Source organism: Bacillus sp. J33 (assembly GCF_000518885.1).
Lineage (GTDB): Bacteria > Bacillota > Bacilli > Bacillales > Cytobacillaceae > Cytobacillus.
Map to the genome: position 1 here is coordinate 1 of NZ_JAEL01000048.1, position 21,642 is coordinate 21,642.

A 21,642-nucleotide genomic window follows, 5' to 3' on the forward strand; every position below is an offset into this window, starting at 1 on the left:
GACCTTGTGATTATCGATGATTTAATGTATATGGCCATGGACCAGAGAGAAGCAAACTTATTCTTTCACTTGATTAATCATTTGTACGAACGAAGTTCGATCATCCTGACTTCAAATAAAAGTCCAGATGAGTGGGGTAATTTAATTGGGGACCAAGGGATTACAACAGCTATTTTAGATCGCTTACTTCATCGTGTGGAAGTCATCCATGGAGGTGAAAACGAGGAAAGTCATCGCATGAAAAACCGGAAAAGCATTTTTTCAGCAGAAGTGTAAAAAGGAAACGAGCAAAAAGTGTAAAATTCAACTTGACGTCTACAACAAATGCCCCTACTAAAGCGTACAATGCTTTTTCAGGTGAAAAAATGAGTGCTCCTGCAATCATAACAGTTGCATCCATAAACATAATCGATGTACTGTATTTTACTGATTTTATCTTTTGTAAAATCTGAGCAATTAAGGTGAAGCCACCAGTATTCCCACCAGCTCGAAAAACTACCCCTAAGCCAATTCCTACTCCCAATCCGGTGTTTCCTGGATAAAATGGGCCCGGTTTATTTTCCCATTACTGTTGATTTGGGTTATCCTGGGTGCAATTTTCCTTGTAATCGGTGTGTTGATGAATTGGGGACCTTTTTAAAATTGAAATACAGTATTCGCTTGATTTAAGTCAACAAGATCTATCTCGATTTAAATTTAGCTAGAAGTTCTTGGGCAATTATAAATAAAGCCAGTTGATCTAGTGTTCTTTTATACTTTTAAAGAACACATTTTTTGAATTAGTATTTATGAAAAGCACAGGTATTGTAAGAAAGTTAGACGACATTGGCAGGATCGTTATTCCTATGTAAATCACTAAAAAACATCCGTTCGAAACGAACGGATGTTTTTATGCAATAAAAGGACTTGTCTTTAAATCAGTAAGAGTAATTCAATTATTGTTATTAGAAAGCGCAGGGTAGCTCTTCACCCCCACTTAAATTATTTATAAGACTTCACACGATCTTCAAGTGGTTGGAATTCTTTTTCGCCCGGTTGAGCAGTTGGATTTCCGAATGACATTTGCGCGATCAATTTCCAGTTGGCTGGGATATCCCATTCCCTTTTCACTTCTTCATCAATTAGTTTATAGTGCTGCAATGAGGCACCTAATCCTTCAGCCTCTAAACCGGCCCATACTACTAACTACCTGTTCCTCCTAGAGGTTCATTTTATCTCTAGTTAAAATATCTCGAATTAAGATTAATTATCTGCAAAAAAGATTTAATGTCAATTAGTTAACTTTAACTTATAAAACAATCAGTTCGTTTGATTGATTGGATGATTTTTTTCCGAATCCATCATGATCCGAAAGGTCAGGAATATTCTCTTTTGTTAACTAATTATTAAAGAGCGAATCAAAATTTTTGATTCGCTCACAAATTTTTTATTGATTTGCTTTCTTTACCCACTCAGCAACTGTTACTGTACGTTTCGCTTGATGTTTTACAGCTGCTTGAACATCTTCAATCATTTTTCCATCTTGTCCAACCGTAACACTTGTTCCATATGGGTTACCTCCGGCTCCAAAAATAACCGGATCTGTATAGCCTGGAGTGGCGATAATCGCGCCCCAATGCATCATGGAAGTATATAGGGATAAGAGTGTGGCTTCCTGTCCGCCATGCGGGTTCTGTGCAGATGTCATGGCACTTACGACTTTGTTGACGGTTTTACCAGTCGCCCATAATCCGCCTTGGATATCTAGGAATTGCTTCATTTGTGAAGGCATGTTCCCAAATCGGGTAGGAACGCTAAAGATAATTGCGTCTGCCCATTCAATATCATCTCCTGTTGCTACTGGTACGTCTTTTGTTGCTTCTACAGTTGATTTCCACACTTCATTTCTCTCGATGATGGATTCTGGTGCTAATTCTTCTACCTTTAATACTTTTACTTCAGCACCCGCTTCTTTTGCTCCTTCTTCTGCCCATTTTGCCAGCTGATAGTTTGTTCCACCCATGCTGTAAAAAATGACTGCCAAATTAACATTTTCCATTCTTTTTGTCTCCTTTATAGATGAATTTCCAAATAATTTGGATAGAAAACCCATTTTCATATACCTCTTTTCTTTTGGCTTTATTCTAATAAATTGCTGCTTACTTATAAATTCAGCCCGTTGATTTTCGCGGAGAGAATGAGAGCACCCTCGGTTAAGCCTGTGGGACTCCCACTTCCCTCTCTTCTGAGCAGGAGTCAATAGCCCTCCGCTGCAATCAACTCAGGGGGTTAAACTTAGTTAACCGTTAAAATCAACAAACTTTACGAAAACAGCTTTTTTTAATTATGCAGCTTTTGAAACTTGTGAATCATTTTTAAAAATCAATGGGTCAACAGATAAAAATTTACTTCCATTGATTGCAAGATAAATGGCCATTGCTAAAAAGGCCAGATCCAGCTCGTAACCTGCCATTTGGCCATTTCCTAACAAGCCAGCTGCCATTTTTACCTTTAATGTCGCTCCAATCATGATAATGCCAATTAATGCGGACACAATTCTTGTTCCCAATCCAATAATCAAAGCAATGCCGCCAACTAATTCAATTCCAGCTACGGCAAAGGCCATAAATCCTGGCAAGCCAATACTTTCAAACCATCCAACAATATTCTCTATTCCACCTTGGAATTTTACTAAACCGTGAATAAAAAATATAATACCTAAGGTTAAACGTAAAACAAGTGCTCCTAACTCTGCTTTAAACATAATAAACTTAATCCCCCAAAAATATTCTTTAATTTGATTAAACTATAATTTTCCATACCAATTGGCAGCAGCTTCGACCTCTGTAGCGGTAAGTTGATGCCCCCTATTTTCCCAATGGAGTTCAACGTTTGCATTAGCCTTTTCCAGCATAGACTGTAATTCCATCGATTCCATAGGCGAACAGATTGGATCATTTTTTCCTGCTGCAATGAAAACAGATTTTCCAGTCAAATTTGGAAGTTCAATTCCTTTTCTTGGCACCATTGGATGATGAAGAATGGCCGCCTTCAATGCATCTTGATAATGGAACAATAAACTGGCTGCTATATTCGCACCATTTGAGTACCCGATGGCAATAATATGATCTCTGTCAAATCCATACTTTTCAGCGGATTCATCAAGGAATTCATTCAATTCTTTTGTACGGAATAGTAGATCTTCCTCATCAAACACACCTTCAGCTAATCTGCGAAAGAAACGGGGCATGCCATTTTCAAGAACATTTCCCCTGACACTTAAAATGGAAGGCTTCATCGTCGATTCTTCCTGCAAGGGGCAGCAAATCTAATTCATTGCCTCCAGTTCCGTGCAGCAGTAACAATGTTGGTTTTGATGGGTTTTTCCCTTTTTGAAATATGTGCTTCATCATTTACCTCCTTTTATTTAGGGACCTCTACAGCAGGTAAGGTCTCTTCCAATTCTTCCCTCTTTGATTCCAGCCAAGAAGGTAACATAAGCCTGCTGCCAAGTTCCTTTAGTGGCTCGTCAACCGTAAATCCTGGAGGGTCTGTCGCGATTTCGAATAAAATGCCGCCTTCTTCATGAAAGTAAAGTGCTTTGAAGTAATTTCGATCCAGAATTTCAGTTGGATAATAGCCCTTCTCCTGAAGAAGGTTTCTCCACCTTATATGGTCCTCTTCATCTTTCGCTCTCCAGGCAATATGATGAACTGTACCAGCCCCCATCAATCCTCGAACAGAGGGGGTAAGTTTTATATCGATTGTATTTCCAAGTTCGGCTTCTGATTTAAATCTTAAGAATCCTTCTTCTTGGCCGAGGCATTCCAGCCCTAATACATTCTCAAGTACTTCAGCCGTTTTATTTGGCTTTGAAGAAATCAGGGTTGCTCCTCCAAATCCTTTAATGGCAACCTCTGGATGAATGTCTTTCAAAGTCCATGTATTCAAAGGCCCCTTAGACCGCTCTACCAGTTCGATTTCAAGACCGTCTGGATCCTGGAATTGCAAGTAGGTTTCACCGTAGCGGACTGTTTGTATAAACTTAACTCCAAATTTACTCAAACGATTTTTCCAAAAATCAATTGATTGATCAGGGATCACATAACTGGTCACCCCGACCTGACCCGTTCCAATCCGCCCTTTTAACTGATTCTCCCATGGGAAGAAGGTCATAACAGTCCCGGGATCACCATTTTCATTTCCGAAATAAAGATGATAGACTTCCGGCCGGTCAAAATTAATTGTTTTTTTTACTAGCCTAAGTCCCAGTACCCCTGCATAAAAGTCGATATTTCGCTGGGCGTCGTTTACCATGGCCGTAATGTGATGGATACCTGAAGTGATTTGCAAATTCATCCCCTCCACTTCTTTAAGAGTGACTTAGATTCTACTTGGGTCTTTCAATAGAAAACATTTCGCCAATCTTTGCATAATGGATGCCCGCCAAACGGCTCACTGCAGCGAGCCCCCTTGGATCAATTCTTCCCTTTTCATAGATGTTTTCATCAATATGAAATTGAACAACTTTTCCAATGATAAGATCACAGCCAGGAGTATCCGTGCCCCCTAACGATAGCGCATGTTCCAAGGTACACTCCAGTCGGATTTTCGCCTCCATCACTCCGGGCACGGAAATTTTCGTACTTTTAGCCAAAGTTAATTTTGCTAATTCTATTTCACTTTGATCAGGAGGCAGAGCTGCTGCTGTCATATTTATTTTTTCTACATTCTCCTCATCGACAATATGAACAACAAATTCCTCTGTACTGATAATATTTCTGGCGGTATCCTTCTGTGTTCCTTCATTTCTTTGAATTGCCAAGGATATCATCGGGGGATTTGATGTCACGATATTGAAATAACTGAATGGAGCCCCATTCAAAACACCGTCTTTTGAGATAGTTGTTACAAAAGCAATGGGCCTTGGTATAATGCTTCCTATTAAAAATTTGTAATTTTCTCTTTCACTATTGTCGATTGGGTCAATTGAAAGCATAGCGGGCATCACCTCTTTTAAATTCAATCCATTTCTCTGACTGTAATCGGAAGCAGAACATTTTCTATCTTATCCCTTTGTGGCTCATATTGTTCAGGCAGCATTAATCTCCCGCCCATCGTTTCCTGGGATTCATCATGGGCAAACCCTGGAGGATCTGTAGCAATTTCAAATAAAATTTCTCCATGTTCCCTAAAATAGATAGCATTAAAGTAGTTTCGGTCTTGAACTGGTGTAACCCCATATCCATTATCTGCAACATATTTTTGCCAATCCAATTGATCTTGATCATCAATAGCCCTCCAGGCAATATGATGGACGGTTCCAACACCCATTCGCCCCCGTCCAATTGGGGTTAATTTAAGATCGATGATATTTCCAATATCGGCAGAAGAACGGTAACGGATAAAATCTCCTTCCTGACCTGCAACTTCAAGTCCCATAATATTTTCCAGCAGATCAGCAGTCTTTGCTGGCTGAGTTGATAAGAGAGTTGCTCCACCGAATCCTTTTATAGCTGTTTCAGGAGTAACCTCTCCGAAAGTCCAGGTATTTACTTCCCCTTCTTCTCTTTCAACAATCTCCAAATGAAGTCCATGAGGATCATCAAATTCCAAATATTGCTCTCCGAAACGTTCCATTTTCGTATAAGGAACTTTAAATTTTTCAAGCCTTTCTTCCCAAAACTTCATGGCACCTGTCGGAACGACATACGAAGTAACTCCTACCTGGCCATCGCCAATAACCCCTTGACGGGCACCTGCCCAAGGAAAGAAAGTAATGATTGTTCCTGGCTTGCCGCCCTCATTACCAAAGTAAAGGTGATAAGTGCCTGGGTCATCAAAGTTGACTGTTTGTTTGACTAAGCGTAATCCTAAAACTCCTGCATAAAAATCTACATTTTCTTGAGGATGACCTACAATTGCAGTTATATGATGAATCCCCATTGTTTTTTTACCCATTTTTTCCACACTCCTTTTATAATTTGATTGATTATTTTCTGTAACCCCATTGACGTACTAATGAAAGCCATGTCATTTCTGTTTGCCATTTTTACTTTTCCCCTGGACATCTTCATTACACTTAATACTTATAGTGAAAATTTTAAAGCCATTAGTTCTTTAGAGGTTAGACCAATCACGAGAATTCGGGCCCTCAGCTTTTGGTTCTTTTTTATAGGCTCTGTTAAATTTGCCTGTTGATTTAAACTTAGTTAGCCACCAGGAAGGCAACAAACTTTACGAAATAGATTAATTTAAAGAAGTTTTAATTCGAGATAAATTAGAATAAAAAGAAATCTATTGCATATCGACCTGGACCGGTTAAAGCAATACCAAGTGCTGCAGCGATTAAAGTTAAGTTATATTCATACCCATTAGATGTTGCCCATAAACCATTTGGACCATGCACCTTTACGATTGCCATTACCATTGTTCCTGCAATCATTAATGCTGCGAGTGGTGTTAAAAGTCCTACAGCAAACAATATTCCCCCGATTAGTTCCGCTAATCCTGCGAAAAGGGCCATAGTCACGCCCGGCTTCATCCCAATAGATTCAAACCAGCCTCCGGTTCCTTTTAATCCATGACCTCCGAACCAGCCAAACAATTTTTGAGCACCGTGGCCAATGAATAATACCCCAATTACCAGTCTTATAATTAATAAACCTAAATCCAACATTTTTTAATCCTCCTACATTTATTTATCTCGAATTCGAGATATTATACAAAAAAATTTTTAGCTTCTTACCTTATCCAAAAGTGTAACCAATAACTCTGTTTCCTCAGTGTTTAAAGAACTAAACATGTCATCAACTATCTCCTGATGTTCTGGCATTATTTTCCCCATCAATTCATTACCTGCATCTGTTAAACTGACGTGTATAACTCTGCGGTCATCCGGACATGCACTTCTTTCTAAAAAACCTTTCTGTTCTAATTTATCTATAACATATGTCATCGATCCACTGGAAATCAGGACTTTCTGGCTTATTTGATGAATGTTTTGTTTCCCTTTATAATAAAGAACTTCCAGAACAGAAAACTCTGTAATACTAAGGTTATATTTTATCATCTCCAGCTTTATTCTCTCGTGTATAGCCTTGGAGGTTTGCATTAACATTAAAAAAGGAGCATTTGTACATTTTCTGTTCATTTCCTTCACCTCCTCCGAATTTACCTTTAATTAAAATATCTTAAATTCAAGATAAATAATAAAACATGATTACTTCTTTGTCAATAGCTTTTTTTCTCTCTTTTGAGTTTGGTTTTGTACCTGCTTCCTGATTGCTTAGATTAACATTATTCACCATATTTGTTTCATTCTATTCTTTGCTTGGGCTTTCTTTAATTTATTTGGAGTTACATCATCTCCTTTAGGATCAACGATGGTTGTGTTTAATAGCAACTCTTCCATAGATCCGCGAAATTCTTGAATGTATTTTGTGCGCAAATTGGCTATTTCAGCATTTTCATTTTGAGTTAATCCCTCGGTCCTTCTTTTAAGTGCAAGTTCATTTATTCTTTTTAAAATTTCATGCATTAGACTTACTCCTTTCCAGTAAATAATTCGCAAGATTATATCTCGAATTTAATTATCTTGAATTAAAGATAATATACTTTATTAGATTTGTCAACACACTACTTAGAATGTATATCAATGTTAGTCAATCCCCGTACTACTTTATATGTGTCTCACAATATTTTTAATACCCTTGATATAAAAAGAAAATAGCGTGTTATAAAATACACGCCATTTCTGATATCATTTAAGCCACCGATATCAAGCCTTTTGCCTCAATAAGCTTTATTAATTTTCTATATCTCTTTTTTTAAAGCCTAAAACCCCTAATAGAATCAGTGCTGTAGCGGTAATTCCCAATACGATTAACGGCATAATCGAAAATTCCTCTACAGGGGCCTGTGGAACATGACCATAAGGCGAAAGGTTGCCGATCCATTCAGAGAATTGAAATAAACCGCCGAAATACAAGACAACAAACGAATAAAAAATGTAAAGCCAGACTAAGGCTGACAGCTTTGGCAAATACCCAATAAGAAAGACAGCTGAACCAATCATGACGAGCATCGCAGGGTAATACGAAAGTGCTGCTCCATAAATCATGCCAAATGACAATCCTTCCTCAATTGCGGCCGTTCCGGCAGACCATAGACCAACTGCAGCAAAAGAAATCATGAAAAACCCGTTGATCACTGCAATAACTAAGTAACTGCCTAATAATTGAGTTCGTGAGACGGCCCTTCCCAGGAGGTGAGTGATTCGCTCTTTTTTCTCCTCTCCGCGCAGCTTGTTCATGGACATAACAGGAGGAACCGTTGCCAATAATGAGATGACAATCATCAGCATCGGAATAAATTGCTCCGTCAATGTCAGTCCCTCTTCGGGACGAAGAAGCTGTTTTATCATTTCGTTATTAGAAAAAAAGGACTCCAAATCTCCTAAAATGGAACCATAAGATGCTCCCAACACATACATACCAATCGCCCATGCAATGGTTCCAGTCTTTTGCAGCCTCATTGCAAGACCTAAAGGACTTTGGAGAAAACTAGATGCATATCTTCTCCCAGGCTTTGATGGAAGGAACCCGCTTTCTAAGTCACGAATCGCATTTAGATAATTGGCTAAAGCATAAAGGAGAACAGAAACTGCAATCATAAGTACAATCGGCAGCCAATTATTCGCAGAATAAGCCTCTGCCTTTGTCACCCACCCAAAAGGAGAAAGCCAAGAAAGAGATTCATCTGTAGTATCTGTAATGGCCCGAAAGAGGTAAGAGATCAGCAATACAGCAATGGAATAGCCAACTGTTCCACGGGAAGTTTCCGTTAGCTGTGCAAAGACTGCTGTGACACCCGCAAAAAATAGACCCGCTGCACCTAATGCTGCACCATAAAGAAGCGATCCCTCCAGATTCATGCTCTCTAACCCAAGAGCATAGAGTCCAAAGCCATTTATTAATGCTAAAGCAGCACATGTACCAATAATCACAATTAAGGTTGAATTTAAATAGGAAAGCCGCCCGGTTGGCAAGGACCTAATCAATTCCAGACGTCCTTCTTCCTCATCTCCTCTTGTGTGCCGGCTGACGAGCAAAATACTCATTAGCCCCACAACAGCTGCAGTCATTAGCAGCATTTGATGGGCAGTCATTGCTCCGAGGGTATAATGATCTAAATCACCAGGTCCAACCATGGCTGTCATTGCCGGATTGGCCATAGTTTGAGCCATCACATCACGTTCCTGCTGAGAACCATACATTTCACTAAATGCTATAGGAACAGCAAGTGTAAAAAAAGTCAGGCCCAATACCCATAGAGGAATTCGAATTCGATCAAGCCTTAGAATAAATAAAGAAAGGTTGGCCGCATTGGCCATTAATTTGCCAGCCATCATTTCTTACCTCCCGCTCCTGTATCCTCTGATCCTTCATAATGGCGCATAAATAAATCTTCTAATGTTGGCGGCGAACTTTCAAACTTTAAGATTCCAAATTGGCTGATATGTTTAATTACATCATCTATTTGCTCTGAATCCACTTGGAATGAAAGTCCCTGTTCATTTTTGTGGAGATCATAAATGCCTTTTAATTCATTTAGCCCTGCAACTGGCTGTTTCGTATCAACGAGCATTTGCGTCCGTGTTAAATGGCGCAGCTCGTTTAATGTTCCAGTTTCCATAATGATTCCTTGGCGGATAATGCTGACCCGGTCACACAGCTTTTCTACCTCAGACAAAATATGACTGGAAAGCAATACACTTTTCCCTTGTTTCTTGACCTCCATCACACATTCCTAAAATACTTTTTCCATTAACGGATCAAGGCCGGATGTAGGTTCATCCAATATATATAGGTCCGCATCAGATGAAAAAGCAGCAGCTAAGGCAACCTTTTGCCGGTTTCCTTTGGAATAGGTTCTGCATTTCTTGGTTGGATCCAAATCAAATTTATGAATGAGCTCCTCCCGTTTGGCTTTGTTTTTTGTTCCATTAAGCTTTAAAAATAAATCGATTACCTCACCGCCAGTTAAGTTGGGCCATAAATTAACATCACCGGGAACATAGGCCACATTCTTGTGGATCTCCACAGCATCACTCCAGGCATTTTTTTCAAAAATCTTGACCTCTCCGCCTGTCGCCTTCAAAATCCCCAGCAATACTTTTATAGTAGTTGATTTACCGGCGCCGTTTGGGCCAATAAACCCTAAGACTTCCCCTTTCGATACTTCCAGATTAATCCCTTTCAAAATTTGAGCTTTCCCAAACTTTTTCGTTAAATTCTTTACCTGTATCACTGACACGCCTTTCCCCTCCTAAAAATGAATTTAATGAATGATTTTTATATATTTTATTCATAATATAAACCTATGCCATCTTTCCGTCAATATGTTTTGAATAAATGCATTTGAATTTATTCAAAACATATTTTATGATTTAAAATAGAGGTGAGTTTATTGGACGGGTATCAGCGACGTACAGAGAAGAAAAAAGAACAAATTCAAAATGCAGCAATGGAGCTATTTAAAGACCTTGGCATTGAAAAAGTAAGCCTTGCTGAAATTGCCAGAAAAGCCAAAGTATCTCCTGTTACCATATATAATCATTTTGGGACGAAAGATGAATTAGTAAAGAACGTCATTCATACTTTTCTTCTTAGGGAATGGGATAGCAGATTAGAAACAGTCCAGCGTGATGATTTATCATTTCCTGAAAAGGTTGAGAAGCTCATCCTGGATACGGCAAATGTTAGCGGCATAAATTCTGATTTCCTTAATAAATTGCTTGAGGGAAATCCTGAGCTGGAGGAGCTTATCCAGGATTTCTATAAAGAGCGAATGAAATACATTATTTCTTTTTTCGAAGAAGGAAAACAGAAAGGATATATTGATTCCGATATCTCAACAGAATCGATTATTGTTTATCTTAATTTAATTCAAAATGCAGCAAAGGATTTCCATTTTTATAATGAAAGAAGCAAAAATTCAAAATTAGGAGAAGATTTATCTAAACTCTTTTTTTATGGGTTTTTAAAAAAGCCAAGCAGCGGGGATCAATAAATTTGAAAGATTGCCTGCACCTCTTATTAGAAGTGCTAAGAATAAAGTCTTATTAACAAAAAAACCGGCCTTTCAATGTGGAAAAGGTCGGTTGTATATATGATTATAAATACTTTTGTCAATTCTGGTGTAAAATGGGATAAATTCATTGCTTGCAATTTTCAGTGTGCTTCCGGTAAGTCGCATTGATTAGTAAATTTCAGCCACTTATTTCATATCAGCATAAGAACTTTAATTAGTATGCATCATTTACGAGTTCCCTCATTGAGTTTAATTTAGAAGTCAGCTCCAAAAACCATTCCTCATCCCCTGTAGATAGTGCCAGATCAATTAGAAAATGAATCTGCTCCTTATTTGCCACTTTGGCAGCAGGCATTTTTTTAATCTGTTTGCTTAGCACAACCATGGATTTGCCTTCAATGGATTTATTATCACTTGAAATTACTTTTGCTTTTACTATGCCTTTTGAATTATCAAGGGTTTCAATATAGCCGATTATGAGTTCGCCATTCCGGGATTTCCCCTTGATCCAATCACCTATTTGCAGAATGTAATCATTGTTAGAGCTCATATTTTTCACCCTTCCTAATTAATTTTATTTTATTACTGGTATAGCATAACTGTAACATGTTTTATTGCATTTTTATTTTAATGGAAAGCTACGCCTTCCTGCATTTATCTTTATTGATATGATCGACAATATCTTTAATGGTATAGTGCTTTAAATATTCACCCAGATGTTCTTCAGCACCCAGGAAAATGTCAAAAAGGACTCTTTGCATATTCGCCCCTACAAGGCAAGCTTCATTTGAATCAGGGCACTTCGGCTGCAATGCACCTTCAGAGGTGATCTTATAGATATCCCAAAGATTTACATCACTTAGATCCCGGGCAAAAATAAATCCGCCGCCCATGCCTTCTTTTGATTTGATAAATCCATTTCTTTTTAACAAACTCAGGACTTTACGAATGCGGACTGGATGTACCCCTGCACTTTCTGATATAGCATCGCTTGTAGACATGCGGTCCAGCTGGAGCGCGAGATAAGTTAAACTGTGAATGGCAAGAGTAAAGTCACTGTTCATGGCCAGCCTCCTAGAAGTACTTTTCGCTTTAATAAACCTTTTTCAACGTACTGTAATACTAAATGTTACAGATTGGGATGTCAAGAATATAGAACTTTGAACAAACAGTAAATCCTAATTGGCCGCTTTTTGCCCTTCATTATAAGAGAATGTACGAAGCTTTCGTGGAAGGAAACTGCGAATTTCATCCTCATTATAGCCAACCTGCAATCTCTTTTCATCCTGGACAATTGGCCTCCGAAGCATTTGCGGGTTTTCCATTATTATTTTATACAATTCCTTAAGCGGCAATGTTTCAATATCTATATTTAACGCTTTAAAGGCTTTTGACTTTGTTGAAATAATCTCCTCTGTACCCGTTTCCGTCAGGCGGAGAATAGATTTAATTTCCTCGACTGTAAGCGGGTCTGTTACGATGTTTCTTTCAATATAATCAATTTGATGTTCTTCCAGCCAAGCCCTTGCTTTTCGGCAGGAGCCGCAGCTTGAAGTTAAATACAAAGTTACCATTTTTAACACTCCTTTGTTTTATCCATAATTCGTAACTGTGAAAATAAAAATTACAGTTGAGTTATTGTTTATACTTAATGTTCCTTTTTGTTTATTACTAACCGTACTGTAATATTAATCATTACAGTTGAAGAAGTCAACAAAAATTTTTATTAACTATCTGTTTTCTTATAAATAGGCTGTTTTCGTAGGGTTTGAGCTTTTCGGGTGGAAAACTAAGTTAAATCACTAGGCAAAATTTAAAAGATAACACAACAATCTATGAGAAAGGAGCCTGTAAATAGGATAAAAAATAGAGCTTAGTTTATCATTAACAAGCGGTTTGGCCCTATTTCCCCCTATTTTTATAAAAAAATTAAAAAATCCAATGAACATATGCCAACAGAAAAATCACTAAAATAGATTATTTCATGAAAATGCTATAATAATTAAGAAGGCCAAATTTTATCATAGAGGATGTTTCAATTGAATTGGAGACCTGACAGAAAATCGAAAATACCGATTTATAAGCAGCTTGCCATGTATATTGAAAATGGGATTGCGGATGGCACTTTTCCCCCTGACAAACCGCTTCCATCCGAGAGAGGATTGGCAAAGCAATATGAAATAAACCGAAGTACGGCTGTTGCAGCGTATGATGAACTGGAGTCCAATGGAATCATCAATCGCAATCGGGGAAGCGGGACAACGATTAGCAAAGATATTTGGGGGATGGCTAAAAAACGGATCCCCAGCTGGAACCGTTATATTGAAGCGGGTTCCTTTTTGCCCAATTTGCCTGTTACACAAAGAATACATAAAGAACTGGCTGAGGCGAACCTAATCAATTTAGCCAGCGGGGAATTGTCACAGGATCTATTTCCAATGGATTCCCTTAGAGAAATAACATCAAACAGATCCTTTATTGGCCCTTTGGGATATGATCATCCCCAAGGAAATGAAATCCTTAGAAAAACCCTTGCTGACCATGTAAAAAAATTCAGAGCCATTGAGACTGACTCTTCATCTATCTTAATTACATCCGGTGCACAGCAAGCATTGCACCTTGTGGTTCAATGTCTGCTAAAACCTGGAGATGCCGTTGCCATTGAAGATCCTTCCTACCACTACAGCCTGCCGATATTTAAATCAGCTGGCATCAAAACCTATTTTCTAAAAACAGGCAAGGATGGACTGGACCCAAACGAAATTACGGCACTATATAAAAAACATCGAATTAAAATGGTCTTTTTAAATCCAATATTTCAAAATCCAACAGGTACACTATTGCCAGAGGACCAGCGCCATAAAATACTTGAATTGTCTTCTGAGTATGGCATCCCGGTCGTGGAAGACGATCCATACAGCTTAACAGCCTTCTCGGGTGAAAGTATGAGAACCCTTAAGTCGCTTGATCGGAACGGAAATGTTCTATATATTAGCTCGCTTACAAAAATTGTTGCATCAGGCCTGAGGATCGGCTGGATCATCGGTCCAAGATCAGTTATTGAAAGATTATCAGACGCTAAGCAGCAGATCGATTTTGGCCATGGCAGTTATTCACAATGGGTTGCCAATGATTTTTTAGAATCCAGGAATTTTGAATCACATATCAAGCATCTGGTTAAGCAATTGGAAAGCCGAAGAAATCAAATCATAGCCAGTCTTCAAACCTTTCTAAAAGATCAATTGGAATATCATGTTCCTCAAGGCGGCATACACCTCTGGTGCAAAATCAAAAAAGAGCATAATGAAATTCAATTACTCGAAGAATCCATAAAAAGAGGAGTCATTTACGTTCCAGGCACCACTTTGGGTTCTGAAACGGGATTTGTCCGGTTTACTTATGCCAGGGAAAATGAAGAAAACATTCACGAAGGAATGAAACGATTTGCTGATGCCCATTCTTATGTATAAAAAACGCATGGATTTATAAAAAATCCATGCGTTGTTCAATTCCGGCATTATTATGTTTTATGTCTGCTCCAAATGTCTTCCCGTACTATTGTGCCTGCAATGCAAAAGGGCTTTCCTGGAGCTTCTCGGAAATCAGACTATATGCAACTACTTTTTTCCTGTACTGTTTGACTACATCAATGCGGTCGCTGTAACTGTATAGAAGCAGCCTTACATTTCTTTTCCCCTCATTAACATTGATTATAATGGGTGTGCCACTATTCTCGGGTTGTAAATAGTTTTGTTCGCTCCCGGGATGAATATAATGTTTCTTGATAAATATTCCTTCGTTAAAATAATTTACAACATTGATTTTTTCATTGCCTTCTAGTCGTTTCCCCCCTAATGTAACAGTTACTTCATTCTCATTGAGCTTTGTATGAGTTTCAAATTTTCTAAGCAGCCAATTAACAGTTCCAGTTGGCAGACAAGTTACGACTATTTTTAGTATGCTGACAAGTATAATCGGAATCAAAACTGCCCATGTCATCTCTCGGCATCTCCTTTCTCTTTGTCCCTGCAGCTTCAGGATCCGGGCTTTTTAAGTCCGCCAAATATAGATTCCAAGGGAAGCTATAGCTATGAATATTATGACTACATATATTAAGGTTAAATTTGTTGTATTTTTTTGGTCGAACTTCCATAATTTTCATCTGATTTTCCTGTCAGAAGTAAAGTTGAAATTACGGCAAAAATTAAGATTAATACAACTAAGCCCAGTAGAATTTTCATGCAGCACCTCTTTAAAACTTACTAATAGTTTTTTTATAACTAAATAATAACGTACCTTAAATGATTAATGACCATCCAATTTGGTATGAATTTGCCCATCCACTTTGACTGTTTATTTCTTAGTTATATTTAAAGGGGTTTTTTTCTGCTTTTGAATCCCGCCCGTTGATTTAACATAGTTTGCCACCCGAAAAGCAACAAACTTTACGAAAACAGCCTAATCTAATAAGTAATATTTTTAATACACTAAAAAACGATAAAAAAGGAATTGCCTCTTTTATCGTTTTAAGATAATCCTTGATAGGAAACTGATTGTATTCATTCATGGTAAATCTCTTAAATCTTTTCTATAGAATTAACCTAATAGCTGTGAATATTTGAATCATTCCTTCATTAATATAAAATCAATTGTTTTATAGGCGACAAAAAACGTTGCCAGCGAATAGGCTCCTTCCCTAACGCCAAATAAGAAAACGGAGGTTGTAAAAATAATAAAATTAAAAAGCATAATGCATTGCCCGATTGTTAAAGGCGATCGTTCACTGAACAAAATGGCCAGCACTTCTGTTCCATCCAAACAGGCTCCAAAGCGTATAATCAGCCCAACCCCTGTTCCTAAAAGAAGACCGCCTAAGACAATGACAAGAATAGGATTATTCGTCAACTCTTCCAGCGGTGCCAAAATGTATGTTCCAGCCGCCAAGACTGAACTGGCATAAAAACTGAATAACAGAAAACGGACACCCATGTAAATCGATCCAACTAATAAAAACGGGATATTCAAACATAATAGGAGCAGTCCAACGTCAATATGAGCAAAATGGGAAAGCATAATGCTCACGCCAACGATACCGCCGTCTATGACATGATTTTTCACCAAAAATAATTGCAATGAAATGGCCACAAGCCAAGCTCCGCAAAAAATAAATAAGCCTCGGATATATAATGAGGTTTTTCGAAAACTTCCTTGATTTATATAGTAATGAACCCTTTCCCTATACACATGACATCCCCTTCTGTTTAGACATACCTCCTATGTAAAGAAATATATTCCGGTGAAATGATAAAATGTCCGGGTATATTGTCAGAATTCAAATTAAAAACCTGTAAAGACCCTAATGCCTTTAAAAAAAGATAGAAATACTTCATTCCTCAGTGTAAAATATATTCAGTTAGAGTATCTAACCTAAACATCGATTTTGAATTACAGGAGGAAACAAAAAACTTACCTAATAAATACTGCTTTCAGCTGTTGAATATCTTAAATTTTCAGAAAACTAAATAAAAGAGGTCGATGAAATTGGCAATGGATGCTGCAGAATTAAAGATTAAAGAACAAACGATTTTTGATCATACTGGAAATAAAATCGTTACAGAAGATCGAGAGATTAAAATAATTGCTAAGTTAGAAGAACCATTGATTGTCATATTAGGTAATGTTTTAAGCGATGAAGAATGTGATGAGCTGATTAGGTTATCCAAAGACCGGCTTCACCGTTCCAAAATTGGAAACTCGCGTGAAGTGGACGAACTCAGAACCAGCAGCAGTACGTTTTTTAATGAAGGCGAAAATGAAGTTGTGGCAAAAATCGAAAAAAGAATCTCGCGCATTATGAATATACCTGCAGAACATGGTGAAGGCCTGCAAATTTTAAATTACAAAATTGGCCAGGAATATAAAGCACATTTTGATTTCTTTTCACCTTCAAGCAGGGCTGCCAGCAATCCAAGAATCAGCACCCTTGTCATGTATCTGAATGATGTGGAGCAAGGCGGAGAAACATATTTTCCAAAACTTAATTTCTCTGTATCTCCTCAAAAAGGGATGGCTGTTTATTTTGAATATTTTTATAATGACCAAAACCTTAACGACTTAACACTGCACGGGGGAGCCCCTGTCATCATTGGGGACAAATGGGCAGCCACACAGTGGATGAGAAGAAAAAGAATATAGAAAAAAACACTTGGGCTTGTGCCCAAGTGTTTTTATATGTTTTTAAAACCATAATCTTTTATGATAATCATATTCTGAGGTATCGAAATTTTCTTCCCCTTCTCTTTTTGGGGCACACTCTTCACAAGGTTCTTCTGTTTGGCTATGTTCACATTGTTGCACTAAAAGTTCCATTGTCCGCATCCCCTTTCCTAACTCTTAATTCTATTATAATGTAAGCGGTTTCAAAAATCTCTTGTTTATTATTGGAAATCGATTTGTGCTTCCATTTCCAATAGTCTACTATCTACATATTAATAATAATTAGTATATATTAGCGTGTTCTCCTGGCATTGTCGAAAAAGGAGGTTTAAGAAATGGCTAAAAATTCCATGATTGCAAAGCAGCGCACTTCTAAATTTAAAGTGCAAGAATATACCAGCTGCGAAAAATGCAGACGTCTACATTCAGTCTGTCGCCAATTAAAACTTTGCCGAATTTGCTTCAGACAACTTTTCTGCAAAGACATATTCCGGCGTGTAAAAAAAAGCAAGCTGGTAATAAACTTAGACTCCATCTTTTGAAGGCTTTTTTGTATGTAAACTCTTTTGGTCATTCATTTAACAATTCTGAATCCCCATTTATCCTGCCAAAAGGCAATTGACTGAAGGGGATAAATTATGGATTAGAGCTTAATATAGACCATGATTTACATTCCCCGCCAGTAGTTAATGCCCAAAAGAAAAAGGGAGTAATTTAGTTAAGCAATGTTTTGCCCAGCATTTTCACACTGATAAATTGGCAAATAAATACTTTGAAATCCAATATGACTCTCCCCAACAGGTGGCGTAGCAGTAAGGATCCTGAGGGGGCATAAACCTTAATCCTATTGCAAGACTGCATAGTTGGAGTGCTTCACAACTGTTCTAAGCGTTTCATATTTTAATATCCTCGCGGTTTCTACCGAGATTTCCACGATTACGCTATGATCCCTTACTGCCTCCACGATTCCTTCAAACTGTTCATTTCTTCTTATGAAAGAAATACGATCACCTATCCTTGCCATCAAAATCACTCCCTTCATAATAGCTTTTAGTATGCTCGATAAAGTGGAGTTTAAACAAAAAATAGTTATATGGGGGATGATAAAAATATCAGATCATTTTAGAATTGATCAGGCTCATACAGATTATTTTAATAACCTTTGTCTTTTATATATGATTACAGGATCAGGTCGAAGGCGCTATAAGGAATTTAAATAACTTGACAGTTGATCGTGGAGGGCAAAATGGCTAGGTTCTGATTTAGCACGCTGAAGGCAAATTTTAATCAGAATAGCTCTGGCATATATGCAGGTGTAAATATTCATATGAAAGCCAGACTACTATTTAAATTCCCTCCGAAAAAATACTATAACTTTATTTCATATTCATAAAATCGTGGAATTTCCAAGAGCATCACTTTAGAGCGCATCTTAACTGGCTGTTTTACCAGCCAAAGTAAGTTCTTGGCAGGTCTGTTACCTCATGGGCCACCCTAATACCGGATTGAATGGCGCCTTCGATCCACGCTGGCGCTGTAGAAGTGTGTTCCCCTGCGAAATGAACCCTTCCTTCTGGTGCACTGATATAAGGAAAAAGCTCTGTTTCTTGATTAGGCTTAAACATAGAGAAAGCTCCGCCAGAAAACGGGTATTGTGACCAGCTATGGGAAGCTCCAGTTAAGAAATGCTCATAAACCTGCTTGCCATGAATGGCAGCCAAATTATCAAGAGCATTCCGAATCCGGTCCCCTTCCTTCAAGTTATCCCAGGATAGAGTATCATCCTCCCATGTATAACTGGCCAAGATGATCCCCGAACCTGTTGAGCCGATCAGATGGCTCGGGTAAGCAGCAAACCGGATGGGCAAATCGGTCATTAATTTACCGCCTCGGATTCCCTCGTGCTCCCAAAATCTTTGCTTAAATTGAAGGCCAATTTTGCTTGATGGCACATAATGAATTTCCCGGATCGCTTTCCATTTATAATGGGAAAAGGAATGGCGCGGGTCAATTTCTACAAAGTGAAGCATGGAAAATGGAATGGTAATAATCGCAAGATCACCTGTAATCGTTAATGTCATTTGGCTTAACGTATGCCTCGAATGAATCGTCACTTGATTAGCGTTTTGGACGATCTTGGTCATTTGATATCCAAAATGAAGGTTTTCCTTTAACTGGGGCAGAAAAGCATTTGGCAGCTTATCGTTGCCGCCTTCAATTTCGTAAAATTGAATATCCGGGTTGAATAGCGGCAAAAGCTCCCTAAGTATCGCGGGAAACGAAAGCTCCGGAAACCCCTCCAGGCCAAGAAGAACCTGTATACTTTCAATCGCACCGGAGGACAGGCTGGGCCCTACAGGATTGTACCGGAGAAAAAAGCTCATCGGAAACCGGTCAAACTCTCTGATGACAATCTTCCAGTTTTCCTGTGGGTTCTGATTTATGAAATCAGTTACCGGTTTAATGGCCATTGTTAGCAGTTCCTCTGCCGTTTTCCCTTTTTCATGCGGGGCAACAGGATAGTTTAACATATCCGGATTTCGCTCATACGCCTGCCAGCTTGTTTTTACACCGTTAGCATATATCACATCAGTGGGAGCGGTATTCACAAACGGATTCACCTTTAAATGAAATTTTTTAATATATTCCATCACTAATTTATGAATATGCGGAATGCGCATCGCCCCAACATCGAGGTACAACCCATCCATAAAAGGCTCCCTAAGTGTAAAGATCCTGCCTCCAACCCTTTGCGTTGCTTCCAAAACAGTCACATCATGCCCCGCTTCCTTTAGCAGGGATGCAGCCACCAGCCCAGACATACCAGCGCCAACGACAATAATCTTTTTTTGAACTGTAGAAATCCCAAGACCATTTCTGATGGTCGAAAGCATTTGCTCGGTCGTTAACTGGGGATTTCGATAATAGGACATGCTCATTCTCCTTCCTGGTGGAAGTCCCTGGATATTCCTTATAACTAACATACGTCGGGATGAGCGTCCTATATGATTGTATTTTTAATTAAAGAGGCACATTTTTGAATTTTAGAAAAGGATTCAGATTGATGCTATTTGAACGATTAACCCAGATATCATTCTCCTCACTCCTGCTTTGGTAGTTTATTGTATCGATTAACAACCAATTCACTCGTCTTTCTCCTATTTTGGTAGATAATCGAACGGATTAACGACTATTCCTCTCGCCTCTCTCCTTTTTGGTAGATAACAAGACTATTAACTCCCACTTCACTTCTATATTAAGATCTACTCCGGCTGTGCAACTGGAAACCCTCAAAATCAATAAAGAACGTTTTTAAATATTTTTGCGACAAATTGTATTGTGAAAATAATCACAAAATGTCGATAGCACCCCCATGGCTTATGTGCTTAATGCCTGGAATGTGTATATTGAATTATTAGCAGGGGCTGTTATAGGGGCTGTTATTTCATTTCCAAAGGTTCTGCGGTGGAAATTTTCATAGAGAAGCTTCGAAAAGCAGTTGGACATCAGGTATTGTAATTTTGTTTATTGCATTGTCTGCGTATATGATCTTTAAACTATTTAATGTCAGAATAAAAAAAGAATAGTTAAAACAATGACGCTCATTCCTAAAAATGAGCGTCATTGTTTTAAATATTTATTATTTCTCAAGAATCTCTTTTATTTTTTTCAAATCTTTATTGTTTGCTTTTTCCATCATTTTGGACATAACAGGGGTAAAGACTTTTGAAAATCCTGAAGGAATTCCCTTGTTCCTTAAGGTCATTCTCGTTTGGTTCTCACTAATTGCTTCCCAGGTATATATGGTTTCCATTGGGAAAGGTCCATTTGCTGTTTTCATTACAAGCTTTTCACCAGGAGTATAATCCATGATTTCGTAGACATAAGCAAGCTCCCGACCGAGGAAATGTGCTTTAAAGGCAATTTGGGATCCAAGAGCTAATGGCTTTGGCGTTAACCATTTCTGACTTAATATTTACATACCAATCAGGAGCATTGTCAGGATTTGCTGCATACTCCGCTACCTTATGGCACGGGGCTGCGATTATTATTTCTGTAAAAACATCGACCATTTAGTTACCTTCCGTTCCTATCTTTTCTTATTATATTACCACACCGGCAATTTTCCAAAAGGTCTTTTCTCATAGATTGGTGTTTTTCACTTATAAATTTTGCCCGTTGATTTCAGCACTGGGCACTTAAGCTTTCCCGTCGGGAGGAATGAGAGCCTATTCGGCTTCGCCTGTGGGGTCTCCCGCTTCCCTCTCTTCGGAACAGGAGATTGGAAAAGCATCTTTAGATAAACACCTCGTCGTAAGAAAATGTGAATGCATTTTCGAGTATTCAAGTGCC

Annotated in this window: 24 protein-coding genes and 4 pseudogenes; 5 read left to right on the plus strand and 23 right to left on the minus strand. The window is 38.3% G+C overall.

Annotated features, from left to right (window positions below):
- Positions 1 to 276, plus strand: a pseudogene (istB, locus tag L634_RS0114735) (IS21-like element IS643 family helper ATPase IstB); the annotation flags it as partial.
- Here the strand turns inward: istB and L634_RS34940 are convergent.
- The 13 genes and pseudogenes from L634_RS34940 to L634_RS31185 form a co-directional block, all read right to left on the minus strand.
- Complete coding sequence (locus tag L634_RS34940; RefSeq protein WP_084028911.1) at positions 203 to 523, minus strand: YitT family protein; 321 nt, start codon at positions 521 to 523, stop codon at positions 203 to 205. The pseudogene istB and the gene L634_RS34940 overlap by 74 nt on opposite strands.
- Positions 524 to 981: 458 nt before the next feature.
- A pseudogene (locus L634_RS32755) lies at positions 982 to 1,185 on the minus strand (nitroreductase family protein); the annotation flags it as partial.
- Positions 1,186 to 1,426: 241 nt separating this feature from the next.
- On the minus strand, positions 1,427 to 2,038 hold the full coding sequence (gene wrbA, locus L634_RS0114745; protein ID WP_026583111.1) for an NAD(P)H:quinone oxidoreductase: 612 nt from the start codon (positions 2,036 to 2,038) through the stop codon (positions 1,427 to 1,429).
- Between the two features lie 285 nt (positions 2,039 to 2,323).
- Positions 2,324 to 2,743, minus strand: a complete 420-nt coding sequence (locus L634_RS0114750) for a DoxX family protein (RefSeq protein WP_026583112.1) — start codon at positions 2,741 to 2,743, stop codon at positions 2,324 to 2,326.
- 42 nt (positions 2,744 to 2,785) lie between these two features.
- Positions 2,786 to 3,392: pseudogene (locus L634_RS31180) on the minus strand (alpha/beta hydrolase).
- A gap of 10 nt (positions 3,393 to 3,402) precedes the next feature.
- Complete coding sequence (locus L634_RS0114760) at positions 3,403 to 4,338, minus strand: ring-cleaving dioxygenase (protein ID WP_034262734.1); 936 nt, start codon at positions 4,336 to 4,338, stop codon at positions 3,403 to 3,405.
- A gap of 31 nt (positions 4,339 to 4,369) precedes the next feature.
- Entirely contained in the window at positions 4,370 to 4,978 is a 609-nt protein-coding gene (locus L634_RS0114765; protein WP_026583114.1) for a flavin reductase family protein, read from the minus strand.
- 23 nt (positions 4,979 to 5,001) lie between these two features.
- The gene (locus tag L634_RS0114770; RefSeq protein ID WP_026583115.1) at positions 5,002 to 5,940 is read right to left on the minus strand and encodes a ring-cleaving dioxygenase; all 939 of its coding nucleotides are present in this window, start codon (positions 5,938 to 5,940) and stop codon (positions 5,002 to 5,004) included.
- 319 nt (positions 5,941 to 6,259) lie between these two features.
- Positions 6,260 to 6,658, minus strand: coding sequence for a DoxX family protein (locus tag L634_RS0114780; protein WP_026583116.1), 399 nt, complete (start codon positions 6,656 to 6,658; stop codon positions 6,260 to 6,262).
- Between the two features lie 57 nt (positions 6,659 to 6,715).
- Entirely contained in the window at positions 6,716 to 7,132 is a 417-nt protein-coding gene (locus L634_RS0114785) for a MarR family winged helix-turn-helix transcriptional regulator (RefSeq protein ID WP_026583117.1), read from the minus strand.
- Between the two features lie 150 nt (positions 7,133 to 7,282).
- On the minus strand, positions 7,283 to 7,519 hold the full coding sequence (locus L634_RS0114795; protein WP_026583118.1) for a DUF896 domain-containing protein: 237 nt from the start codon (positions 7,517 to 7,519) through the stop codon (positions 7,283 to 7,285).
- Between the two features lie 267 nt (positions 7,520 to 7,786).
- Entirely contained in the window at positions 7,787 to 9,388 is a 1,602-nt protein-coding gene (locus L634_RS0114800; protein ID WP_026583119.1) for an ABC transporter permease, read from the minus strand.
- Positions 9,388 to 10,296: pseudogene (locus L634_RS31185) on the minus strand (ABC transporter ATP-binding protein). The gene L634_RS0114800 and the pseudogene L634_RS31185 overlap by 1 nt, the downstream one beginning before the upstream one ends.
- 153 nt (positions 10,297 to 10,449) lie before the next feature.
- Here L634_RS31185 and L634_RS31190 point away from each other — a divergent pair.
- Positions 10,450 to 11,052, plus strand: a complete 603-nt coding sequence (locus tag L634_RS31190; protein ID WP_051428339.1) for a TetR/AcrR family transcriptional regulator — start codon at positions 10,450 to 10,452, stop codon at positions 11,050 to 11,052.
- Positions 11,053 to 11,287: 235 nt separating this feature from the next.
- On the opposite strand, the gene L634_RS0114815 is transcribed toward L634_RS31190, so the two are convergent.
- The 3 genes from L634_RS0114815 to spxA form a co-directional block, all read right to left on the minus strand.
- Positions 11,288 to 11,623 carry an IDEAL domain-containing protein gene (locus tag L634_RS0114815; RefSeq protein ID WP_026583120.1) on the minus strand — a complete coding sequence of 112 codons (336 nt, stop codon included), beginning with the start codon at positions 11,621 to 11,623 and terminating at the stop codon, positions 11,288 to 11,290.
- Between the two features lie 88 nt (positions 11,624 to 11,711).
- Positions 11,712 to 12,137 carry an RrF2 family transcriptional regulator gene (locus L634_RS0114820; protein WP_026583121.1) on the minus strand — a complete coding sequence of 142 codons (426 nt, stop codon included), beginning with the start codon at positions 12,135 to 12,137 and terminating at the stop codon, positions 11,712 to 11,714.
- Positions 12,138 to 12,251: 114 nt separating this feature from the next.
- Positions 12,252 to 12,647: a transcriptional regulator SpxA gene (spxA, locus tag L634_RS0114825; protein ID WP_026583122.1), complete on the minus strand. Its 396-nt coding sequence runs from the start codon at positions 12,645 to 12,647 to the stop codon at positions 12,252 to 12,254.
- Positions 12,648 to 13,112: 465 nt separating this feature from the next.
- Here spxA and L634_RS0114830 point away from each other — a divergent pair, with 465 nt between their 5' ends.
- Positions 13,113 to 14,543, plus strand: coding sequence for an aminotransferase-like domain-containing protein (locus L634_RS0114830; protein WP_026583123.1), 1,431 nt, complete (start codon positions 13,113 to 13,115; stop codon positions 14,541 to 14,543).
- Between the two features lie 85 nt (positions 14,544 to 14,628).
- Here L634_RS0114830 and L634_RS0114835 read toward each other — a convergent pair whose 3' ends face one another.
- Together L634_RS0114835 and L634_RS0114845 are read right to left on the minus strand one after the other, a co-directional pair.
- Complete coding sequence (locus tag L634_RS0114835; protein ID WP_026583124.1) at positions 14,629 to 15,072, minus strand: YfmQ family protein; 444 nt, start codon at positions 15,070 to 15,072, stop codon at positions 14,629 to 14,631.
- 624 nt (positions 15,073 to 15,696) lie between these two features.
- Positions 15,697 to 16,317, minus strand: a complete 621-nt coding sequence (locus tag L634_RS0114845) for a YitT family protein (RefSeq protein ID WP_026583125.1) — start codon at positions 16,315 to 16,317, stop codon at positions 15,697 to 15,699.
- A 291-nt stretch (positions 16,318 to 16,608) separates the two neighbouring features.
- Here L634_RS0114845 and L634_RS0114850 point away from each other — a divergent pair, with 291 nt between their 5' ends.
- Complete coding sequence (locus L634_RS0114850) at positions 16,609 to 17,268, plus strand: 2OG-Fe(II) oxygenase (protein ID WP_084028912.1); 660 nt, start codon at positions 16,609 to 16,611, stop codon at positions 17,266 to 17,268.
- A 42-nt stretch (positions 17,269 to 17,310) separates the two neighbouring features.
- On the opposite strand, the gene L634_RS34665 is transcribed toward L634_RS0114850, so the two are convergent.
- A complete protein-coding gene (locus tag L634_RS34665) occupies positions 17,311 to 17,442 on the minus strand; it encodes a hypothetical protein (protein ID WP_269521550.1) in 132 nt (43 codons plus the stop codon).
- Between the two features lie 182 nt (positions 17,443 to 17,624).
- On the opposite strand from L634_RS34665, the gene rpsN reads away from it, so the two are divergent.
- Positions 17,625 to 17,831: a hypothetical protein gene (gene rpsN, locus L634_RS0114860; protein ID WP_026583127.1), complete on the plus strand. Its 207-nt coding sequence runs from the start codon at positions 17,625 to 17,627 to the stop codon at positions 17,829 to 17,831.
- Positions 17,832 to 18,133: 302 nt separating this feature from the next.
- On the opposite strand, the gene L634_RS0114865 is transcribed toward rpsN, so the two are convergent.
- The 4 genes from L634_RS0114865 to L634_RS34350 all read right to left on the minus strand — a co-directional run bounded on the left by L634_RS0114865 (position 18,134) and on the right by L634_RS34350 (position 21,130).
- On the minus strand, positions 18,134 to 18,313 hold the full coding sequence (locus L634_RS0114865; RefSeq protein WP_026583128.1) for a DUF2187 family protein: 180 nt from the start codon (positions 18,311 to 18,313) through the stop codon (positions 18,134 to 18,136).
- Positions 18,314 to 18,734: 421 nt separating this feature from the next.
- Positions 18,735 to 20,222: a flavin monoamine oxidase family protein gene (locus L634_RS0114870; protein WP_026583129.1), complete on the minus strand. Its 1,488-nt coding sequence runs from the start codon at positions 20,220 to 20,222 to the stop codon at positions 18,735 to 18,737.
- 88 nt (positions 20,223 to 20,310) lie between these two features.
- On the minus strand, positions 20,311 to 20,436 hold the full coding sequence (locus L634_RS34670) for a hypothetical protein (RefSeq protein ID WP_269521551.1): 126 nt from the start codon (positions 20,434 to 20,436) through the stop codon (positions 20,311 to 20,313).
- 493 nt (positions 20,437 to 20,929) lie between these two features.
- A complete protein-coding gene (locus L634_RS34350; protein WP_232233772.1) occupies positions 20,930 to 21,130 on the minus strand; it encodes a hypothetical protein in 201 nt (66 codons plus the stop codon).
- Between the last annotated feature and the right edge of the window lie 512 nt (positions 21,131 to 21,642).